Here is a 20,082-nt window from a genome sequence, read left to right as displayed (position 1 = left end):
AAAATTTGAAGGGTGAGTTGGCTCGATAGCGCGTAACCCACCAATTTAAGCGATAGTCACTTGTCTAGCTAGGGTATTGAAATTACAGCCAGCCTAAAAAAGGACAGAGTAAGTTTTTGCGCCCAAGAGTCTAGCGCTAAAACTCAGCAAGCAATCAGCGCACAACACTTTTAGGAGGATGAACGCTAGCGAAAAGCCTAAATCGCGAAACCATGAGCTTCCTGTTCAGTTTTAATCCCAGTGCACACGAATCCCGGCGTACCCGGTCGCCACAGCCCCGGGCCCGACAAACTGGCTATTCTGACCATTAAAGAAGTTCTGCCCCATTTGCCCAAACGACAAATAATGGTTGTCCAGCACGTTACGCCCCATCGCAAACAATTCAAGGTAGCGATTGAACACATAACGGCCATTCAGATTCACCACCGTATAATCAGGCAACGCCTGATAAACATTCTGATCATCACCGCGGGCATATTGACCACCGGTATACTGCACATCACTGCCCAGAAACAGGTTTTTAAAAAACTCATACTCGGCGCCGAACTTCAAGGTATTTTGCGGAATACTGGGGATTTTATTACCTGCAATCACGTTCTCCTGATTGAGGCCATTAAACAGCAGAGCACTGGACTGATAAGTAGCGTCCACGAAGCCATAACTCAAATACCAGTTCAGGCTGTCCAGCGCCAGACCGCTTAAACCAAACTCCACACCCTGGCGGCGAGTTTTGCCGACATTGGCAAAATAGCCCTGAGTGCCGGTGAAGTTGGTACTTTCAAACAAAATATCGTTGGTATTGATGGTCTGGTATACCGCCGCATTCCATTTCAGCGCTTTACTGAACTTGCCACGCAAACCAGCTTCCAGCGTATGCGAAACCACTGGTTTTAGCGTAGGCGGATCAGAAATCATGCTGTTGGGCAAATTGCACGGTACTAGCGGATTACTGCAGCCCATCTCCACCGCTGTCGGGGCGCGAAAACCCTCGTTATAGTTAAAATAAGTGGTGAACTCCTGCAACGGTGTCTGTAAAGCCAGCGCATCCAAAGGATTAAGCGTAACGCCCGCCGACGGATTCAGGCGTTGATAATGTGTATTGGAACTCAATGAATTCTGCGAATTGGTCGGATTCATTTGATCGACATTACGCACCTCAGCCTGAATCCAATTAAGCGCCGAATTGATATGCATCCAGTCAAATACTGAAAAAGTGTCCGTGACAAACAGATTTGAGTAAGCGTTCTGCGCGTGTAACTGGGCTTGTGGCGCAAACGGTGTGGTGCCTGTTTCAAAATAACTGGCATTAATCACAGCATCCTGAGTGGCCTCGTAAAAATGGGTGTTACCATAATTAAAGCCGCCGCCGGTGACAAACTGATTGTCGTGATTTTTGATCTTGTAATCCGAGGTCAGCTGCAAATTGGCGCCGGCGCCGTTGGTGCGGGTTTGGGTGGCCTGAAATGAGCCGGGGGCTGCCCCATTCTGGCAGGACAAAGTTGCCTGCACCCAAACATCGCAGTTATTCCCGGTATTGCTGTTCAAGCTGCTGGTGTTATTATTACGAAAATAGGTGTTACCGCTTAACTGCAATTCATCGGTAAAGCGGTGACTGCCTTTTAAGTTAACAAAATACATGGTATTTTTGGTTATATCCGGCGCGGTAAAAATCGCCGCCCAGTTCTGCTGCAACATGGATTGTGGAGTAGGTCCCACCCCTTGCATATTATTATCGGCAAAGGTAAAGCTCAAATCCAGGTCGGTTTTTTCGTTCTCCCAGCCGATTTTGCCAAAGCCTTGGTTGACTGATGTCGGCGAAAATGGCCGCCAGCCATCGTCGCCAAATATGTTTCCGGCAAAATACCAGTCCAAATTGTCTTTCGAGCCGCCCAGCTCGGCCTGATAAGCCTGCCGGCCATATGAGCCGCCGTAGGATTGGGCATGAAAGCCCGGATGACTGAAACCGCTCTTGGTGCGCACCGACAAAGCCCCGCCTAAGGTGTTCAAACCAAACAAAGGATTGGAACCCGGCATCATCTCCATATTGGCAATTGCTATCTGTGGAATCAAATCCCAGTTCACTGTATCGCCAAAGGCTTCATTTACCCTTACTCCATCCTGATACACCGAAATGCCGATCGGCGTACCCAGCAGCGGTGAAGCGGTAAAACCGCGATAGCTGATATCAGGTTGATAGGGGTTGTTCTGAGTGTCGTTAACATTCACACTTTCCATGCGCCGGTTCAGAAAATCCGGTATCGCCAACGCCTCATGGCGCTGAATGTCTTCGTCTTCTGCTGATTGCACATTGCCGGAAACTTTCTTCAAGGCCAGACCTGTGGAACCGAGAGGTGTGGTGCTGACCACCGCTACTTCCGGCAGCTCAAACGCGTCGACCGGATGTTCGGCAGATTTAGCCTCGATATCTGTTTTGGCTGGGGCTGGGGTGTCGTCCTGACTCTGCGGTTTGAGTATTTCCTGCCACCACGAGCCAGCGGCAGCTTCATTGGCAGTGACCATTAGCGCCAACACCAGCCAAGTCCGAAAATATAAAGATTGCATGATTAATACCATTAAATTAGACCTAAGGGCTATTTTCCCAACAAACCCGCCAGACTGACTATAGGAAAAATTCCCGAAACCGCAGTCGGCGAGTATTGCATCAATGTCTGCTCTGGCTGTAAGTCGATTGCTCGCCAGCCCAGTAATTAAGCCAAAACCAGCAAATTGTGTCGCAAGCCCATAGCAATACACTATAAATTTTGCGAAAATAAAGCCTATTCAATGGATAGCGCCCAAATTTAGCCCATGCCGGTTTTCTGTGCAGCAAAATATTACCCAGCCCGCTTTCAACCAGCTCGGGGTTGCCGGATCAAGCAATTGAGCATTTGTGAATCGTGTGGGAACTAAGTTCATCTATTTTGCCTTGGTTGGCAGTATCGGCACGCTGGCCCACTATGCCGTCCTCTATAGTCTGGTAACTTGGGCCGGCTCCAGTCCGGTAGCCGCTTCCGGTTACGGTTCAATTGCCGGTCTGCTGATAAACTACAGCTTAAATTTTAAATTCACCTATAAATCAAACCAGTCGCACACCCGGACTTTTCCGAAATTTGCCACGATAGCCGGACTAGGTATGATGCTTAACCTGGCTTTGATGGCATTATTTACCCCCAGACTGTTTTATCTTTATGCCCAATTATTAAGTACCTTACTGGTATTGATCTGGAATTTTTTAGCGAATACTTTTTGGACTTTTAAAATGCATAAACCAGCCGCCGCTGCCAAAACCGACTGGGCAAAGCTCATCAACACACCGTGGCCCGCCTCCGTCTTGCTGATCACCATCTTACTGATCCGCACCTTTAGTTCCGGCCTGTATCCGCTCTATGACCCTTCCGAATCCCGCTATGCGGAAATGGCCAGAAAAATGCTGGAAACCGCTAACTGGGTAACGCCGATGATAGAATACGGCGTACCATTTTGGGGTAAGCCGCCGCTGACCATCTGGTTAACCGCTACCAGCATGGGCGTGGTGGGTGTCAATGACTTTGGTGCGCGGTTGCCGTCTTTGCTGCTCGGTATTGGTATCGTCTTAATTCTGTACCGCTTGGTGAAGACGCGTAACGAAATTGCCGACCCTTGGTCAGCCAGCTTGATTCTGGCTTCCAGCGTCCTGTTTTTTGTCATGTCCGGCACCGTAGCCATGGATCAATGCATGAGCTTTGGCGTGACTCTGGCCCTGGCGGCATTCTGGCTGGCCTTGCGTGAAGATCAATCGCGCTGGTGGGGCTATGTGTTTTTCCTTGGCCTTAGTATCGGCTTAATGGCTAAAGGCCCCATTACCGTGGTATTAACTGGCGTCAGCCTGTTTTTCTGGACCTTGCTGACCGGTAACTGGCTGCTGATCTGGCGGCGTATCCCCTGGCTGAGTGGTACTCTGCTGATGTTGTGTTTGTGTGTCCCCTGGTATATCCTGGCCGAACAGCGCACCCCCGGTTTTTTGGAATATTTTTTTATCGGCGAACATTGGAAACGCTTTACTGAAAGCGGTTGGAAAGGTGATTTATACGGTGTAGGCCGCGCACATCCGCGCGGTATGATCTGGGTCTACTGGCTGCTGGCCGGCTTTCCCTGGAGCTTGATCTTGCTACACAAACTTGGCCGCGCCTTATGGCACCGGCAGGCTGCAGGGTTGCTCCGGGATCAGGACAACTGGCAGCTCTACTGCTTATTATGGATGTTGGCGCCTTTGCTATTCTTCAGTTTCTCTGCCAACATTATTTGGACTTATGTACTGCCTGGCTTGCCGGGACTGGCCTTATTGCTCAGCAGTTGGCAAGCTCCCTTAAAAAAATCGCTCAACGCCCTGATTTTAAGTGTGCCGTTAATATTTTTTAGTCTGGTGATTTATTACCAACTGGCTGATGCTGATTTTCTCAGATCCCAAAAACGCTTGGTCAGTGATTACCGGCAGCTGGCAAGTCCAGATGAGCGGCTGATTTATCTCAAGGAAAAAGTTTATTCAGCCCAATTCTACCTACAGGGTAAAGTCGTGGAATTGCCGGACATCCCTGCTCTGGAAAACCATTTAAGCACGGGGGCACACGATTATTACGTGTTGCGTAACGTCATTTATCAGGATTTGCCGGATACATTAAAAGCCCAGTTACAGCCAGTCACGGCTTATGGCCAATATCAGATGTATCATGCCCACACGGGAAATTAATCATGTCAGACCAGCCCAGTATTCGCCTGATCGTTAATGCTGATGACTATGGCTATTTTCCTCATGTCAGCCGAGGCATAATGGCTGCAGCCCAATCCGGCAGCATCACTGCCACCGGCATCATGGCCAACGCCGCCGATCTGCCCAGCCAACTGGCCGAGTTGACGGCTGTACCCGAACTGGATTTGGGCGTACACCTTAATTTAACCAGCGGTTGCCCACTCACGGCGGCACTGAGGGCAAAACTGGCGCCTTGGCATGGCCAGTTTCCGGGGGCTTATCGAATGAGTCTGTTGATTATGAGCGGTAAAATCAGCCTTGATCTGGTGCGCGATGAATGGCATGCCCAAATTCAAGCCTGTCAGTCGCACCGGCTACGCTTCCTGAATTCTCACGAACACATCCACATGCTGCCGGTGCTGTTTCCTCTAGTGCTGGAATTGGCCACTGCATACCGGATTACTCACGTCCGCCTGACCAGTGCCGACTGGCTTTGGCCAACTAGCCTGGCCGGTTTGATTCGCAATAGTTTGATGCAGTTTATGTATTTGCTCAACCGGCACCGGTTGAGGGTATCCGCACCGTTGTTTTTGGGTTTAAGCCAAAGCGGGAAGCTCGATATCGCTTATTTGGCCAAAATAATGTCCAGTTTACACCCTGGTCAAACCTACGAACTCATGTGTCATCCCGGTTATCAGCCGGAGCCTGAATGCATCCAGCCACGTTTGCTGGCTTATCACGCCTGGGCTACAGAACTGGCCGTCTTGCAAAGTCGAGACTTGGCGCAGCTATACCAAAACCACAGAATTATCCTCAGCTCTTATCCAGACTAAACCAAAAAACATGACCGCCATCAGCAATACCAACCCACTCATCAGTGTTGTGGTTCCCGCCTATAACGAAAGCCAGGGCATCAGCCATGCCTTAAGCCAAATCAGCGGCATACTTAGCGCTACAGGTTTGGACTGGGAAATTATTGCCGTTGATGACGGCAGCAGCGATACCACTTTTCAAAAACTCAGTGAATTATCCAGCAGCGAACCACGTATCAAAGCCCTGGCTTTGAGTCGCAATTTCGGCAAAGAAAGTGCCATGTTGGCAGGTCTGGAATACGCGGAAGGCGATGCCGTCATCATTATTGATGCCGATCTGCAACACCCGCCCAAGTTAATCCCAGCCATGCTGGATCAATGGCGGCAGGGGGCGCAAATTGTTCACGCAGTCAAACGCAGTCGCAATCAGGACTCCCTGGCCAAAAAAGCCACTGCTCATGCCATTAATAAGATGATCTCTAAACTCGGCGGTATTAATACCAACAACTCCTCCGATTTCAAATTACTGGACAGAGAAATTGTGGATATTATTGTGTATCAATTACCTGAGCGCCAACGTTTCTTTCGCGGTTTGACCAGTTGGCTGGGCTTTAACGAGGTCAGTCTTTATTTTGATGTCGATAATCGTCTGGACGGTGCCAGCAAATGGTCATTCTGGTCGTTACTGGAATTATCCATCACCGCCTTGACCTCATTCACTTCTTTACCGCTGCGCATCGTCACTTTTCTGGGCATAGCCACCTTAATTCTCGGTTTCGGTGTCGCCACCGATGCTGTGATTTCCCTGAGTAACGGCAAAGCCGTCTCCGGCTTTGCCACCACCATCATCAGCCTGTTAATGATAGGCAGCTTCATCATGATCAGTTTGGGCATTATCGGCGAATACATTGCTAAAATTTACGAAGAAGTCAAAGCTAGACCCCACTATTTGATTAAAGCCAGCGCCGGTATACGCAAAAAAAACCGTCCCCCCTTATAACTTTAAGTCCAAGCCGCACATTGCGCCATCTTTATGACCCGAGTCCTATGTCTGTTTCGTAAGCCACTATTATGGGCAGTCTGGCTAAGTTTAACGCTTTACACCACCAGCGTCTCGGCCCAGCAAGTGCCGCAAACTTTGACAATAAGCCGCGGTGAGCGCCTGCTGATACTCGCCCCGCATCCCGATGACGAAACCCTTAGTGCTGCCGGCCTGCAGCAAATCGTCCAGGCCCAGGGCGGGAGTGTCAGAAGTGTAGTAGTCACCGCTGGTGACGCCTATGTTGAAGCTATTCAGCGTTATCTGCATAAAAGCCGGCTCAGCCCGGCTGATTTTCTGCAATATGGCGAAAAACGATTACAAGAATCCCGGGATGCGGCCCAACTCCTTGGCAAAGGGTTTATTCACCTGGATTTACTCGGCTTTTCCGATGGTTCCATCTATACCATGCTGGTTAAACATTGGCAGCGTAGCAACCCTGATCGCTCTGATTTTACCGGTCGCAACCATGTTCCCTATCAGGAGGCCGAAGATAGAGGGATGGCTCAGGATGGCGAAGATCTGCGCCGTGAACTGCTGGCCATCTTCAGTGAAACCCGACCCACTATAATCGTGTTTCCGGATGTCATGGAAAACGATTCCGATCATGCCGGACTTGGCATGTTTGCCTTGCTGGCTGTGCACGATTGGCTGGAAACCTACGCCGGCCATTCTGCTCAGCCCAAATTACTGGCCTATGTGATTCATTGGCAAAACGGCTGGCCGCCCGGTTCCAGCGCTGATACGGCATTTGATTTTAGTGACCAGCCGCTCTATCTGCCTGATGATTTACCGTTACGTAATCACACCCGTAGTTGTGTCTATCTGAGCCCGGCGCAAATTGCAGTCAAGCGTCAGGCTTTGGCGCTATATACCACCCAGCAACAGGCTATGGCACCCTTCCTGGCAGCTTTTGTGCATAGCAATGAATGTTATAGCCAGCTCAAGGCCGCCGACAGTCATGGTATTGAAAACGTAGTCAAGCAATGGCAACATGTCAGAAAAACCTTCGACCTGCATCCCTTGACCCGGCGTAAAATTTAATCCGTCAAGAAGCGTACGATTATTCGCGAATAATTACTAGGTCTCAACAATATGCAATGCCAGCCATATGGTGGTCTGTTCTGGAGTAGTCCACGCCACCCGATGCCGGCAATACGCCGGAATTAACATATAATCCCCCTCGTTCAGTTCAATATCAGCTTCATCCGCAAATGCCAATCGTGCTTGGCCTTGCACCACCAGAACCCATTCATCCTGAGGCTGATCGTACCAGAACCCCGCCGGACTGGCGTGTCCCTGCGATACTATCCGTTCAATACGCAAATGTGGTTGCGTCCCGATAGTCTGGCATAGTTCATCCACCAAATTGGTGGGAATGTCTGCAAAAATTGAAGTACTCTGAATAGGTGTCATGGCTAAGCTCGAGAAAATATGTTTACCCATTTAAGATGGCTCGGCACATAGGCATCAGCCACTAACAGTTTGTACGGTCAAAAAACTTGTCAAAAAACCTGATTGAGATTATGGTGAACAGTTACAATTTAGCTTGTATAATATTAAGCTCAGCTGGGGTATCCGCATGACATTCGCTCCTGGGTTTTGGATGTCTTGACGTTTAGTCTTGATCGGTAACAATTAAAACAATAATTAAATATATGGCGGAGTTTAATCCGGATGATATAGCACCACGTCAAGGCGAAGTAGTCATCCTGCAAACCATTCAACCCCATCATGCCCTGGTAAAAGCTAACCGGATGTTGGTTAGGCTGGTATTCGTCTTGTTGAGCCTGATTTTTGTTTTAGGGTTTTTATTATTGCCCCGGCAAAATATACTTGAGCAACTTGGCCGAAATCGTAGCCAAAATCTGGCCGAGGCTACCCAGAATCCCGCGCTCTCTGCAGAAATCGATAATCTTAAAAGTCAGATGTTCAGTTTGGTCAGTGGATCCATTGATGCCAAACTTAAAAGTATAGAAGATAATATTCGCAGTGGTAGTATCAATCAATCCCTGGAAACCTTACAGTCCCTGAAAAAAGACGTCAAAGTCCTGGCCGACTATAATCCACAAGTCTCAGCTGCCGCCAAACAAGTTGTTGTCGAGCAACAAGTATTCAAAGAACTGTCCGAACTAAAGGGGCTGATCTACCTGACTATCGTCTCGGGTGGTCTAATGATAGCCGCTCTGGCAGGCGTCTGGCTTCGCCATCGTTACCGCATCAATTATCAGGCCAAAGCCTATCTAGGTCGTCAAAAGTGAGTGCTATTGCTGAGTAACGGGCCAAGCATTACAACTTGGTCTGCAGTTCAGGATAAGCTGAGCACCATTACGAATATTTTGAAGTAGAAGCTCCGCAGGGTAAACAATCAATTTAACCCAAGTCAGGGGCCAGCTCTCCGATAAATAACCTTATGTCCGTATTTAGATAGCTGGGCAAAAAATCACTTTTTATTAGCCAGTAATATGAAAAAGGATTGGGGGGGCCACTCCGAAACACTAAAAAGCCGCCGCGCATCACTGCGGGCGGCTTTCTATCCTGCTTAGCTGATGAACGCTTATTTTTTCAAATATTCGTAAACAGCATCAATCGCTTGGTCTTCGGTATAACCAGCTTTTTTGACCGGGCCAACTTCCAGAATCGCTGCAGTTGCTTTCGGCATACCGCCTCTGCCTTCTTTCAGAACTTTAGCAAATTGATCTTTTGGCAGTTTTCCGGCTTTGATCAAAGCGGCTAATTGTGGGTTAGATGCAATATCATGGCAAGCGCCGCAACCACGGCCAAAAGCGCGTTCATAAATTTTTGCGCCGATTTCTTCTGCTTCGTTAGCTGCAACTTGACCGCTCAATGCCAGCAATGCAGCACCGGCTAACAAACCGAATGATTTTTTCATTATTATGTTCTCTTGTTGTGATTAAAAAAAGAGCCGTCCATTACCATTTGGTGTGCACAGCCAGGTTGGAAATTAAACTGTTAAAGGATATGGAAATTGTAGAAAAAATTCAATCCTTTTGCTACAAATAAATTGTATTAAATACCGAACAGCCATTTTTGAGCTGCGTTAAGCCAAACGGCAGCTAAAGTTGCTCATCAATATCATGATATTTATGCGACAAGCGCAGTAAGACCAACACAGCGCCGGCTCCACCACTACGTTGTGGTGCAGAACAAAACGCCAGTACATCCTGGTGTTGACGCAGCCATAGGTTCAAGTCGTTTTTTAAAACCGGTCGGTTGTCAGGGGAGTGGTATCCTTTACCGTGGACTATCAGTACGCTGCGCTTGCCGTTTTCCACGCTATGCTGCAAAAAGTCTAGTAATAGCTGCAAAGCTGCTCGGCTGGATAGGCCGTGCAAGTCTATATCAGCATCCAGGCCGTAATAGCCCTTACGCAGTTTTTTAAGCACATTTTTTTGTAATCCGGCAGCCAGAAAGGCCATTTTGTCTTCCTGATACAAGTTTTCCAGGCTGTTATCGACTGGGTTTTGTAAAGGATCCAGTTGTTCCATGGCCTTGGCTAAAGGTATAGGCCGTGGCTTGGTATCCGGCTTTAATATCACCGTATTGGCCTTTATTGCCTTGACTTTGCCGACGCTGGCTCTAAACAATTGTTCGTCGTCTGTAAATGATGGTTTTTTTGTCACGTAAGCTGCTGGTTTAGCGGATTTTTGCTACTATGCGGCAATTCTATAGCGTTTTAAAACAGTATGCACATTCTGATTAGCAATGATGACGGATATTTGTCACAGGGCATTACCACTTTGGCGCAAGCCTTGAGCTTATATGCAGAGGTCTCTGTGGTGGCACCGGATAAAAATCGTAGCGCCGCCAGCAATTCTCTAACTTTGGACCTGCCTTTACGTGCCACACGTTGCGATAATGGCTTTATCAGGGTTGACGGCACCCCAACCGATTGCGTACATTTGGCCTTGACCGGGATGCTTGCTCAGGAACCCGATATGGTGTTTGCCGGCATCAATCACGGTGCTAATCTGGGTGACGATGTGTTGTACTCAGGGACTGTGGCTGCTGCCACCGAAGGCCGCTTTCTGGGCTTGCCGGCGGTTGCCATCTCACTGGTCGGCAGCGACCCGCGCCATTTTGAAACAGCCGGGCATGTTGCCGTGCATTTATTACATAAAATCCGCCTTCAGCCCTTGGCTAATGATACCTTGTTGAATGTCAATGTGCCTGATGTGCCGTTAGCCGAATTGAAAGGTTATCAGGCTACCCGCTTGGGCCAACGTCATAAAGCTGAAGCAGTGATAGCATCACAAGACCCCCGTGGTCAAACTATTTACTGGGTGGGCCCGCCGGGTGCCGAGCAAGATGCTGGGCCAGGTACCGATTTTGATGCCATCAGAAATGGTTATGTATCAATAACACCTTTACAATTGGACTTAACCCGCTATGAACAAATGGCAAAGCTTAATGCTTGGCTGAATTTGGAGGCCCCTGTATGAGTTTACGCTTCCAAGGTATAGGCATGACATCCCGGCGTACCAGAGAACGTATGATCGCGCGTTTGCGCGAACAAGGCATCACCGATAAGCAGGTGCTAACGGTAATGACCGAGATTCCGCGCCATATATTTGTCGACAATGCTCTGGAAAGCCGAGCTTACGAGGATAGCGCACTACCGATCGGCCATAATCAAACCATTTCTCAGCCCTATATCGTGGCTAAAATGACCGAATTGCTGTTGGAAAATGGCGCGCTCGACAAAGTACTGGAAATCGGTACCGGCTGTGGTTATCAAACCGCCGTGCTGGCCAAGCTGGTAGGGCAGGTCTATACCGTAGAGCGTATTGCGCCCTTAATAAAAAAAGCCCGAGATTTACTTTGGGAGCTGGATCTGAAAACTGTCGGTTTTCGACACGCCGATGGTGGCTGGGGTTGGCCGGAGCAAGCACCTTTTGACGGCATCTTGGTGACAGCAGCACCGGAGGAAATTCCTGGCACCCTGCTGGAGCAATTGGCGGTTGGCGGGGTCATGGTGATTCCGATTGGCCGGGAAGGCATGCAGGTGCTGCACCGTATAACCCGCACTGCCGACAGCTATGTATACGAAGCCATTGAGTCAGTGAGTTTTGTCCCGTTTAAGCCCGGCGTTAGTAGCTAAAATTAGTTGCTTTTGCTGGGAGACTTTTCGACGTGATGTTTAGTCTGTCGCCAGTCCTGAAAAATTTGTAGTTCACCGCTCTGATCTCTAAAATAATGCCAAAAGCTCAGATTGGTTTTCGTCCATTCTCCAACTTACCGTCAAGTGATTTAATTTATGTGTTTTAGTGCAAATATGTCTTTAAGCCTGGGTTTGGTCGGCTTGGCCGCCGCTTCGGTTACCTTTCTGGATAAAAACGAGACTTTTTGGGTAAAAACAGCGCGAGCTTACGCTATTTTTCATTTCTCCCTAATGGAGTTTATCCAATACTTTGCCTATCCGGTTGCTGATCAATGTGGCTATGGAACCAATTTATTGCTCAGTGAACTATCAACTTATCACATTAGCCTTCAGGCTTTGGCCATCATGCCGGCCCTAGCCACTTATTCATCAGACCCGCAGGCTTTGAAGAATGCCACAATAACCGGGGTCATTCTCAGTAGTTTATTTCTGCTTTGTACTTTCTTGCCCAATGACTGGCAATTATTCGGGTTAGAGCCTAATTTCATCGGTAAGATGGTTTCCTGCCTGTATATGGGGGTTTATCATATTGGCTATGCCATCTCCAGCGCCTTTGGTACTTTCGTCACCCACGGCTCTTTATTTGCCTTGGCCTTGAGCGGATTTGTCTGGAAAGATAACTGGCGCATTGCTTCTTATCATTTTTTTATGTCCATCATGACTTTGTTTGTGCCGCAATGGTTTTTTGGAGTATCTACCGGAGAAGCAGCTGCGATGTACTGTTTTTATTCCATTCCCATTACGGCCAGTTTCATGCCGTATTTCAAAGCTATTTTCGGCAGGCAGGCCTATTGGCAACAAGGCGTGCAAAATTAGTGTTAAGCCAGCTATTCAGTTTTCGAGTTGGATGGTAAGGCTTGTTCCGGTAAAAAGCCGCCGACTTGCATAGTCCATAAGCGATAATAAAAGCCTTGCTGCTGCAAAAGCTGGTCGTGACTGCCATCTTCGACAATTCGGCCGCCATCGAATACCAGAATTCGATCAAGATGAACTATCGTCGATAAACGGTGGGCAATAGCAATCACGGTTTTACGCCCCATAGCCTGATCCAGATTATCCTGGATGGTTTTTTCTGTAATAGAGTCAAGGCTGGATGTGGCTTCATCCAGTATCAGCAGCGGCGCATCTTTCAACATCACTCGGGCTATAGCAATCCGTTGGCGTTGTCCTCCGGATAATTTCACCCCTCGTTCACCCACTTGTGCTGCATAACCTTCGGCGATACCCTCAATAAACTCGGCAGCATTTGCCATCCCGGCGGCTTTGTGGACATCGCTATCACTGGCTTCTAATTTGCCGTAGCGTATATTATCCATCAGGCTGCGGTGAAACAGGCTGGGGTCTTGCGGAATCAGACTGACTTGGGTATGTAACGAATCCAGACTGACCTTGGCGATATCATAGCCATCAATCAAAATTTCACCGCTTTGCGGTGCAAAATTACGCAATATCAGCCCGACAAATGTAGATTTTCCGGAACCGGAAAAGCCGACTAGTCCGACTCTTTGACCCGGTTCTATCACAATATTCAAATTGTTGAATACCTGGTGGTCGGCTGTATAGCCGAATGTCACATTTTTGAATTCGATGCGGCCTTGGCTGATGTGCAAAGCGGGAGCATCAGGCACGTCGATAATTTCATGAGGACGCACAATAGTATCAATTCCGTTACTGATATTACCGATGTATTCAAAAAACTCCAGAAAGCGCCGGGTCAGGTTCCGGGCATCATTGATAATCAATAGTGATAGGCCAACACTCATGGTGAAATCGCCCACGCCAATCAAGTTAGCCTCCCATAAGGTTAAGGCGTAATACACCGTGCCGATTTTTAGTGTTCCGGCCGCCAGAAATTGAAACCAGCGGACTCGTTCCATATACCAGAAGGTGCGCCGGGCATCTGTTAATTCGGTTTCCAGAAAGCCGCCCAGATAGTGTCTTTCGAAATCAAGACGGGCAAACAATTTGGCATTGAGTATATTGGTCACGGCATCGACTATTTTGCCGTTGACCATGCTTCTGGTGGCGGCAAAATGTTGGGCATAGTTTTGGCGTAAGCGCTTAACAAACCCCATCTACCCATAATTAATTGAATTTGGGAAAGTATCGTCACCGTCAATTGATGAGGATACCCGATGAACCAGCCCCTTTCAGAAAATACCCAGCCAACGGATGCTGTAAGTCTAACCGATACGCAGCGCTTTTGGTTTGCCCATGTCGAGCAATGCCTGGCGTCAGGTTTGAGTATTGCCGTGTATGCCCGGCAACACCAATTGGCCGATAAATCTTTATATCACTGGATCAAGCGTAAGCGTGAGTGGCCAAGCCGTGCTGTGCAGACCGGCGCTGGCACAGCGACTTTTCATCCTGTGCAGATGGTACAGCCGGTGACGAGTGGCTCACTTGAACGGCCAACGCTGTGGCTGCGCCTACCCAATGGCATTGAATGTCAATTTCAAGCCATTGATACCGAGCATTGCCTGGCGGTGCTGACCGGGTTGTCGAGGTTGCCAGCATGATGCGGCCCCTTTCCGTCGATTGGGCAGTTTATTTATGCGAACAACCGGTTGATTTCAGGAAGGGCGCTGCCAGTTTGGCGGTCCTGGTGGAAGCGCAGTTGAGTTTAAATCCGTTTGCTGATTGTTTGTATGTGTTTAGAAATCGGTCAGCCACGGCTATCAAGTTGCTGTATTGGGAGCGTAATGGTTTTTGTCTATGGCAGAAGCGTTTGGAGAAAGCACGGTTTTTCTGGCCAAAACCCAGCGAGTCTGGCACGGTGACGTTAAGCGTACAGCAACTGAACTGGTTGTTGGAAGGTTATGATATTAATCGCATGAAGCCGCATCCGGTGCTGGATTATCAGTCGGTTTTATAATCTTTTGCCGGCTTTGAAGCGTCTATTTTCTGAATTTTCAATGGCTTATTATGGCGTAAGTTGCTATAATAAGCCTTATGGAACAAGAGCTTGAATTGCCTTCAGATGTCGACAGCCTGCAGAAAATGCTACGTACGCTGACGCGTGATTATCGGCAATTACAATCAAAACACGATATTCTGCAAGAGCAAATCAATCTCTTGCTACATAAACGCTTTGGCGCCAATAGCGAGAAATACCGGGCAGAGCAAGCGGATATGTTCAATGAGGCGGAAGCCTATGCCGAAGAGTCGGATGAAACGACCGCTGAAACGGCGACGGCCACCTCTGAAGTGGTGGCCGCCACCGAAAATGCATCAGCGCCTATCGCTTCCGCAGCCCAGCCCGGCCAAACTGTACCGGTCAAGCCTGGCCGTAAAGCCCTGCCTGCTGCACTCCCCCGCGTTGAGATCATCCACGACCTACCGGAAGCGCAACGCCGTTGCTCAGCCGGCCATGCGCTAAAAGAAATCGGTACTGAAGTGTCCGAACAACTGGACATCATTCCAGCCAAGGTGCAGGTGTTACGCCATATCCGCATCAAGTATGCCTGCCCTTGCTGTCAGGCCGAGGTGAAAACCGCGCCACTGCCGCCGCAACCGCTGCCTAAAAGCAATGCTTCGCCCGGTTTACTGGCTTATCTGATCACCAGCAAATTCCTGGATGCCTTGCCGTTTTACCGGCAAAGTAAACAGTTTCAGCGTATCGGCGTTGAGCTATCACGCGGCACCCTGTCTTTATGGGCGATTCGTTGCGGCGAGCTGATTCAAGCTTTGTGCAATTTGATGCAGGAACACCTGCATCAGTACCCCATTCTGCAAATGGATGAAACCACGCTACAAGTCTTGAAAGAAGAGGGCAAAGCCGCTAGCAGTCAGTCTTATCTGTGGGTACAGCGCGGTGGCCCACCTGATCAACCAGTCGTGCTGTTTCACTATGCACCCACCCGCAGCCAGGCCGTGGCAGACCAACTGCTACAAGGTTACAGCGGTACGCTGCAAACCGACGGCTACGCCGCTTACCCGACCGTGTGCGCTAAAAACGGCTTGCGCCATGCCGGGTGTTGGGCACACGCCAGACGTAAATTCGATGAAGCCTTAAAAGCCCAAGGCAAAGCTCAGCCTAAAGCCGGCAAAGTCAGTAAGGCCTTAATCATGATCCAGAAACTGTACCGGATTGAGACGCAAATCAAATATCTGTCGGTCGATGAAAAATACCGGATTCGCCAACAGCAGGCCGTGCCGATCCTGCATGAAATCAAAGCTTGGTTGGATATCTCCTTAACCCAAGTGGCCCCCACCAGCTTAACCGGCAAAGCCTTGGGCTATCTGGCTAACCAGTGGTCAACACTCACCGTCTATTGCCAAGATGGGCGGTTAGACATTGATAACAATGCCGTGGAACGCGCCATCCGGCCCTTTGTCATTGGTCGTAATAACTGGCTATTCGCCGATACCATAAAAGGCGCCAAAGCCAGTGCCAATCTCTATAGCCTGATTGAAACCGCCAAACTCAATGGACTGGAGCCGTATCGCTATCTGCATCATATTTTTAAAGAACTGCCCAAGGCTCAGACTCTGGAAGATATTGAATCACTGCTGCCCTGGCAAGTGGATAGGGAGCATATTAACAGCGGATGGAAAAATGGCTAGATGGGGTTTGATAACCGCTTACGTTTTGGCAGCGTGTCGCCAGCCAATAGGAACAAAGTACATATATCAATACCCAGCCGGCTACGAATATTCCCAGATCCGGATGAACACCGAACAATAGAGCTATCGATACGCCAAAAGTGATGCTGATCGGCCAAAAGTCACCCAGTATCGACCAGATTGTATGATTGACACTCGTGGCTGTTTCGCTGATACGGTGCGCCAGTGCTCCGGCAAAGTGATTGGCAAAATAGCGTATCGAGTGATATTGCAAATAAGCGAAAAGGCTTTCCGTGGTGTGTTTTCTTAAACGGGGCGCAATGGTGATTAGTACAGCGCCACTTATCCTGCTGAATAAGATTTCTGCCAGTACCAGTCCGGCCAATAGTGCCAGGGGTTGTTGTAGCGACGCTAGTGCAGGCTGGCCATTACTTATGACAACGCCATCCATAATAGCTTTGATAGCATAGGGCACCAAGATGTTGCAAACTGCCTGGCCTGCCTCCATTAACAGCATGAACAGTATTAAGTTGCGGAAGCTCTTTATACAGTGTAGCAGAAAGCGTATGGTTCCGGTGGGCAAATCAGGCGCTTGAGCAGCACGCTGAGAAACGTGAGAAGTCGTCATATAACAAGCGGAAGTTGAAAAAGTGATGGGAGTGCCCCCAGACTTTTAATTGTACAGCCTTTATATGATGAAGAAATTTGATTAAGCGTGTTGTTTCTTGGAAAATTGGTTTTTAGAGCTCTGCTAGGGATATCAAGCGATTTTAGCAGCCTTCAAACTAATGGTTGACCAATCTTATTTTGACAGAAGAGCCAGAGGATGTGCCGATTCTGGAGGCGCATCGTGCGCGATTGATGCGCATCACTGCGTTCAGCACATCCTACTAGGTATCTGTCAAAATAAGAATTGGTCGACTACTAACACAGTATGCCTAAATGATAAGCGCAGCTGGATCAGCCAGAGAGGCGGTCAACATTGGAGCAATAAAAAAGCCGTTAAAGCCAAATAGCTTAACGGCCTTGATAAAAAAACTCGATAAACAGTAGATTAACTAATAATAGTTAAATGTGAGCCGTGTAAGCTGATCTCGCTAATTGAAGTAACACCAACCAGTTGAATGACATTATCATGGCTACTGGGCGAGGCTTCTTTAGCGCTGGCAATATACAGATATTCAGGGCCTGTACCATTAAGCTGAAAAAAAGCAAAAGTGCCATTGCCTTGATGATGGGAATTGAAGGCTGTAGCAAGTTCTGTTACCGCTGTGTTCAAATCGGTAGGATTTGATGTAAATGAGACAACGCCTGTTTTGCTGTCAATACTCACACCATTAGCCGCATCGAACCCGCCAATTTTCAGGGTAGACGAGTATTGAAGGACATCACCAGTTCCCACTGCACCTTTGCTGTAATCAGTAACAGTATTTAAGGTAGTATCGGTAATGCCGCCAAATATTTTTTCTACGCCTTTAACAGTGCTGCCTTTGGCAAAGCTGAAGGTGTCACTACCGGCACCGCCGGTCAGAGAATCGTGTATGCCGGCTTTAATCAAGTCGTTGCCATTGCTGCCGATAATGTTGTCACTGCCATTGCTACCGTCAATGGTTAAACCTTTGCTGACTACCGCGTTGCTTAGGTCAACTGAAACGCCGGAATTGAGATTCAAAGTAACCGCACCATCATCGGTAGTGGTATTCCCAGCTGTCCAATTCGCTGAAACGGTTGCGCTAACTTTGGTTTTTGCAGAAGCCACTAATACATCGTTACCACTTAAGTCGGTGATAGTTGAGCTGCCTTTAGTGATATAAAAACTATCGGTGCCGCCGCCGCCAGTCAAAACATCTTTGCTGCCACTGGCAAGAAAGGTATCGTTATAGCTGCTGCCGGTTAACGAAGTTGAGCCGGTCGCGGTAACATTCCAGCCACTCGTGCCGCCAGCACCGCTCAGATTAATTGCAACAGTTTTAGTGGTTAAATAAACTGTGCCATCGTTGATGGTTTGATTGTCAGGAGTCCAGGCTTTGGTTATGGCTAATACGTTAGCCGTTGCTCCACTGAAAACATCCAGCGCATCTTTAGCATTACTGAAGCTTTTAATATTGGCTGTTCCGCCTGAAACACTAACCCAGTTGCTGCCTTTGCCCAGACTAATGCTGGCGATATCGCTACTATTTCCGCTTATTGAAATACTGTTATTGCCGCTACCGACCGAAACTGTGCTGCTTACTGGCGATGTACCAGTAGTTGAGCCAACTAAAATGGTATTACTACCATTGCCCGCGCTGATGGTGTCATTGCCACCGCCGCCGACTATGTAATTATTGCCATTGCCGGCTTTAATAGTGTCATCACCAGTACCACCAAACAGATTATTGTCCGTGGTATTTTTGCTGAAATTGATGGTATCGCCACCGTTGTCACCGGTTACGGTGTATTGAACATTATTGGCAATGACAATTTTGTGTTTTGCGGTTCCACCAATAACAGTTTTGCCTGAAATCGCAGTTGTGCTATCAATCGTATATAGGCCGCTTGGGTCGTTTGGGTTGTTGTTGATTGTAATAGTCATCTCAATATCCTATAAATCTGTATTTAATATCATTTAGAATTATTTCTACGTTGATGTCTTAATCCAATCAATGCAGTTAATCCGCTGCCGAACAGAACTACTGGTGAAGGTAGTGGTATGACGGCAAAAGATTCAACATTTGAGTAGGTGATGTTGCTTATGGCGCTCAAATCGCCGCTGGCAAAAGCGTCAACAAGTTGTGTTAATCGGCCAATACCGCCATTAGCTAAAGCAAGTTGGTCAAATAGATACACAGACTCATTTTGTGAACCGCCTGTAAACGGAGTTTGGTTAGACCAGGAAGGGTTAAATGCTGTTGTGAAGCCTAGGTCTCCCTGCTCTGTGCCTACTTTAAAGCCGGTTAATTGTGCATCGTACAATAAATTATGTACAGGGGCATTCAGGGCAACTCCGCCTATTGCGGTTGGCCGTAAACCAAGTGTACTGCTTATAGTTAATTCGCCATGGTTTAGCGAAATAATGTGATCGGCTTGAGTGAAATTGGCGGTAAGAGTATAACTGGTACTGGTGCCGGCATAAGTCGTCGTGTTTCCTGGGCTATAATAGGTGAGGTTGCCGGTGCCATGAGCCGTTAATGTGTAACTGCTGCCGCTGCCACTAACTGAGACGGTTAATCCGCGCGAGTCAAAAGCAAAGTCAGCGCTGGATGGTGCATTTGCCTTGCCGGTAAATAAGTTATTTAGGCTAGGAGGATACGAACTTGCTTGCGCTGATTCGTTCACTGTCAATAGCAAAAAAGGCACTACAATAAATTTTTTATATGTCATATCCCAAAAACCTTTCCATAAAGTTATTAAATCAACGTCTCAGTCAGAACACATGCCATTTCGATGTGTTAAAAAGCCACATCTCAAACGCAATCCGTTTTTAGAATGCATGGGTTGTTCATGGTTATGCTCGTGCCCTTTCGTCCCATCCCTGTCGATGTATTAAAAATCCCAGCTGAAGGTACTTGAATAAAATGTACCATTATTTTATGACTGGGTCAAGAAATACAGTATTTTGTTTTTGTTTGGGTTTGTAGAAGTTTTGGTATTCAGCGGGTCGGTATTTTTAATTTAAAAATATTATTTAGTTTATTGAAAAATAAGGAAAAAATTTTATGTCTTTGTGGGTGGTTGGTTTTTGGTCGTAGTTTTTAAATTAGTATTGTCTTGGCGG

The 20,082-nt window shown here is 48.0% G+C and carries 19 protein-coding genes; 11 read left to right on the top strand and 8 right to left on the bottom strand.

Annotated elements, in window-relative coordinates:
• Positions 1-231: 231 nt before the first annotated feature.
• Entirely contained in the window at positions 232-2,562 is a 2,331-nt protein-coding gene (locus KEF85_RS12630; protein ID WP_215581098.1) for a TonB-dependent receptor, read from the bottom strand.
• 337 nt (positions 2,563-2,899) lie between these two features.
• Between KEF85_RS12630 and KEF85_RS12625 the strand changes: the two genes are divergently transcribed.
• The 4 genes from KEF85_RS12625 to KEF85_RS12610 are packed head-to-tail and all read left to right on the top strand — an operon-like array spanning position 2,900 to position 7,621.
• Positions 2,900-4,726 (top strand): phospholipid carrier-dependent glycosyltransferase, encoded by a 1,827-nt coding sequence (locus tag KEF85_RS12625; RefSeq protein ID WP_215581096.1) that lies wholly within the window; start codon positions 2,900-2,902, stop codon positions 4,724-4,726.
• 2 nt (positions 4,727-4,728) lie between these two features.
• Positions 4,729-5,559 carry a carbohydrate deacetylase gene (locus KEF85_RS12620; protein ID WP_215581093.1) on the top strand — a complete coding sequence of 277 codons (831 nt, stop codon included), beginning with the start codon at positions 4,729-4,731 and terminating at the stop codon, positions 5,557-5,559.
• A gap of 10 nt (positions 5,560-5,569) precedes the next feature.
• On the top strand, positions 5,570-6,538 hold the full coding sequence (locus tag KEF85_RS12615) for a glycosyltransferase family 2 protein (protein ID WP_215581091.1): 969 nt from the start codon (positions 5,570-5,572) through the stop codon (positions 6,536-6,538).
• A gap of 33 nt (positions 6,539-6,571) precedes the next feature.
• Positions 6,572-7,621 (top strand): PIG-L deacetylase family protein, encoded by a 1,050-nt coding sequence (locus tag KEF85_RS12610; RefSeq protein WP_215581089.1) that lies wholly within the window; start codon positions 6,572-6,574, stop codon positions 7,619-7,621.
• A gap of 36 nt (positions 7,622-7,657) precedes the next feature.
• Here KEF85_RS12610 and KEF85_RS12605 read toward each other — a convergent pair whose 3' ends face one another.
• Positions 7,658-7,993 carry a cupin domain-containing protein gene (locus tag KEF85_RS12605; protein WP_215581087.1) on the bottom strand — a complete coding sequence of 112 codons (336 nt, stop codon included), beginning with the start codon at positions 7,991-7,993 and terminating at the stop codon, positions 7,658-7,660.
• A gap of 242 nt (positions 7,994-8,235) precedes the next feature.
• Here KEF85_RS12605 and KEF85_RS12600 point away from each other — a divergent pair, with 242 nt between their 5' ends.
• A complete protein-coding gene (locus KEF85_RS12600; RefSeq protein ID WP_215581085.1) occupies positions 8,236-8,838 on the top strand; it encodes a hypothetical protein in 603 nt (200 codons plus the stop codon).
• Positions 8,839-9,134: 296 nt separating this feature from the next.
• Here KEF85_RS12600 and KEF85_RS12595 read toward each other — a convergent pair whose 3' ends face one another.
• The gene (locus tag KEF85_RS12595) at positions 9,135-9,470 is read right to left on the bottom strand and encodes a c-type cytochrome (protein ID WP_215581083.1); all 336 of its coding nucleotides are present in this window, start codon (positions 9,468-9,470) and stop codon (positions 9,135-9,137) included.
• Between the two features lie 184 nt (positions 9,471-9,654).
• Positions 9,655-10,221 carry a Smr/MutS family protein gene (locus KEF85_RS12590; protein WP_215581081.1) on the bottom strand — a complete coding sequence of 189 codons (567 nt, stop codon included), beginning with the start codon at positions 10,219-10,221 and terminating at the stop codon, positions 9,655-9,657.
• A 63-nt stretch (positions 10,222-10,284) separates the two neighbouring features.
• On the opposite strand from KEF85_RS12590, the gene surE reads away from it, so the two are divergent.
• The 3 genes from surE to KEF85_RS12575 all read left to right on the top strand — a co-directional run bounded on the left by surE (position 10,285) and on the right by KEF85_RS12575 (position 12,575).
• On the top strand, positions 10,285-11,040 hold the full coding sequence (surE, locus tag KEF85_RS12585; protein ID WP_215581079.1) for a 5'/3'-nucleotidase SurE: 756 nt from the start codon (positions 10,285-10,287) through the stop codon (positions 11,038-11,040).
• On the top strand, positions 11,037-11,699 hold the full coding sequence (locus tag KEF85_RS12580; RefSeq protein WP_215581077.1) for a protein-L-isoaspartate(D-aspartate) O-methyltransferase: 663 nt from the start codon (positions 11,037-11,039) through the stop codon (positions 11,697-11,699). The genes surE and KEF85_RS12580 overlap by 4 nt, the downstream gene beginning before the upstream one ends.
• A gap of 156 nt (positions 11,700-11,855) precedes the next feature.
• Positions 11,856-12,575 (top strand): DUF5765 domain-containing protein, encoded by a 720-nt coding sequence (locus tag KEF85_RS12575; RefSeq protein WP_215581075.1) that lies wholly within the window; start codon positions 11,856-11,858, stop codon positions 12,573-12,575.
• Positions 12,576-12,586: 11 nt separating this feature from the next.
• Here KEF85_RS12575 and KEF85_RS12570 read toward each other — a convergent pair whose 3' ends face one another.
• Positions 12,587-13,834, bottom strand: a complete 1,248-nt coding sequence (locus KEF85_RS12570) for an ABC transporter ATP-binding protein (protein WP_215581073.1) — start codon at positions 13,832-13,834, stop codon at positions 12,587-12,589.
• A 60-nt stretch (positions 13,835-13,894) separates the two neighbouring features.
• Here KEF85_RS12570 and tnpA point away from each other — a divergent pair, with 60 nt between their 5' ends.
• From tnpA to tnpC, 3 genes are all read left to right on the top strand, one after another.
• Positions 13,895-14,278 (top strand): IS66 family insertion sequence element accessory protein TnpA, encoded by a 384-nt coding sequence (gene tnpA, locus KEF85_RS12565; protein ID WP_215579380.1) that lies wholly within the window; start codon positions 13,895-13,897, stop codon positions 14,276-14,278.
• Positions 14,275-14,634 carry an IS66 family insertion sequence element accessory protein TnpB gene (gene tnpB, locus KEF85_RS12560; protein WP_215579383.1) on the top strand — a complete coding sequence of 120 codons (360 nt, stop codon included), beginning with the start codon at positions 14,275-14,277 and terminating at the stop codon, positions 14,632-14,634. Before tnpA ends, tnpB begins: the two co-directional genes overlap by 4 nt.
• 77 nt (positions 14,635-14,711) lie before the next feature.
• Complete coding sequence (gene tnpC, locus KEF85_RS12555) at positions 14,712-16,325, top strand: IS66 family transposase (protein ID WP_215579386.1); 1,614 nt, start codon at positions 14,712-14,714, stop codon at positions 16,323-16,325.
• Here tnpC and KEF85_RS12550 read toward each other — a convergent pair.
• The 3 genes from KEF85_RS12550 to KEF85_RS12540 all read right to left on the bottom strand — a co-directional run bounded on the left by KEF85_RS12550 (position 16,300) and on the right by KEF85_RS12540 (position 19,688).
• On the bottom strand, positions 16,300-16,842 hold the full coding sequence (locus tag KEF85_RS12550; RefSeq protein WP_215581071.1) for an ABC transporter transmembrane domain-containing protein: 543 nt from the start codon (positions 16,840-16,842) through the stop codon (positions 16,300-16,302). The genes tnpC and KEF85_RS12550 overlap by 26 nt on opposite strands.
• A 537-nt stretch (positions 16,843-17,379) precedes the next feature.
• Positions 17,380-18,900 (bottom strand): beta strand repeat-containing protein, encoded by a 1,521-nt coding sequence (locus tag KEF85_RS12545; protein ID WP_215581069.1) that lies wholly within the window; start codon positions 18,898-18,900, stop codon positions 17,380-17,382.
• Positions 18,901-18,929: 29 nt separating this feature from the next.
• Entirely contained in the window at positions 18,930-19,688 is a 759-nt protein-coding gene (locus KEF85_RS12540) for a hypothetical protein (protein WP_215581066.1), read from the bottom strand.
• Between the last annotated feature and the right edge of the window lie 394 nt (positions 19,689-20,082).

This window comes from Methylomonas paludis (genome assembly GCF_018734325.1).
Taxonomy (GTDB): domain Bacteria; phylum Pseudomonadota; class Gammaproteobacteria; order Methylococcales; family Methylomonadaceae; genus Methylomonas; species Methylomonas paludis.
The sequence above is the reverse complement of the archived record's forward strand: the minus strand, read 5'-3'. Positions and strand labels throughout refer to the sequence as shown.

Coding starts and splice junctions, on each gene's coding strand:
- KEF85_RS12630 (WP_215581098.1), bottom strand. CDS start 2,562: ATGCAATCTTTATATTTTCGGACTTGGCTGGTGTTGGCGCTAATGGTC.
- KEF85_RS12620 (WP_215581093.1), top strand. CDS start 4,729: ATGTCAGACCAGCCCAGTATTCGCCTGATCGTTAATGCTGATGACTAT.
- KEF85_RS12615 (WP_215581091.1), top strand. CDS start 5,570: ATGACCGCCATCAGCAATACCAACCCACTCATCAGTGTTGTGGTTCCC.
- KEF85_RS12610 (WP_215581089.1), top strand. CDS start 6,572: ATGACCCGAGTCCTATGTCTGTTTCGTAAGCCACTATTATGGGCAGTC.
- KEF85_RS12605 (WP_215581087.1), bottom strand. CDS start 7,993: ATGACACCTATTCAGAGTACTTCAATTTTTGCAGACATTCCCACCAAT.
- KEF85_RS12600 (WP_215581085.1), top strand. CDS start 8,236: ATGGCGGAGTTTAATCCGGATGATATAGCACCACGTCAAGGCGAAGTA.
- KEF85_RS12595 (WP_215581083.1), bottom strand. CDS start 9,470: ATGAAAAAATCATTCGGTTTGTTAGCCGGTGCTGCATTGCTGGCATTG.
- surE (WP_215581079.1), top strand. CDS start 10,285: ATGCACATTCTGATTAGCAATGATGACGGATATTTGTCACAGGGCATT.
- KEF85_RS12580 (WP_215581077.1), top strand. CDS start 11,037: ATGAGTTTACGCTTCCAAGGTATAGGCATGACATCCCGGCGTACCAGA.
- KEF85_RS12575 (WP_215581075.1), top strand. CDS start 11,856: ATGTGTTTTAGTGCAAATATGTCTTTAAGCCTGGGTTTGGTCGGCTTG.
- KEF85_RS12570 (WP_215581073.1), bottom strand. CDS start 13,834: ATGGGGTTTGTTAAGCGCTTACGCCAAAACTATGCCCAACATTTTGCC.
- tnpA (WP_215579380.1), top strand. CDS start 13,895: ATGAACCAGCCCCTTTCAGAAAATACCCAGCCAACGGATGCTGTAAGT.
- tnpB (WP_215579383.1), top strand. CDS start 14,275: ATGATGCGGCCCCTTTCCGTCGATTGGGCAGTTTATTTATGCGAACAA.
- tnpC (WP_215579386.1), top strand. CDS start 14,712: ATGGAACAAGAGCTTGAATTGCCTTCAGATGTCGACAGCCTGCAGAAA.
- KEF85_RS12550 (WP_215581071.1), bottom strand. CDS start 16,842: ATGCTGTTAATGGAGGCAGGCCAGGCAGTTTGCAACATCTTGGTGCCC.
- KEF85_RS12545 (WP_215581069.1), bottom strand. CDS start 18,900: ATGACTATTACAATCAACAACAACCCAAACGACCCAAGCGGCCTATAT.
- KEF85_RS12540 (WP_215581066.1), bottom strand. CDS start 19,688: ATGACATATAAAAAATTTATTGTAGTGCCTTTTTTGCTATTGACAGTG.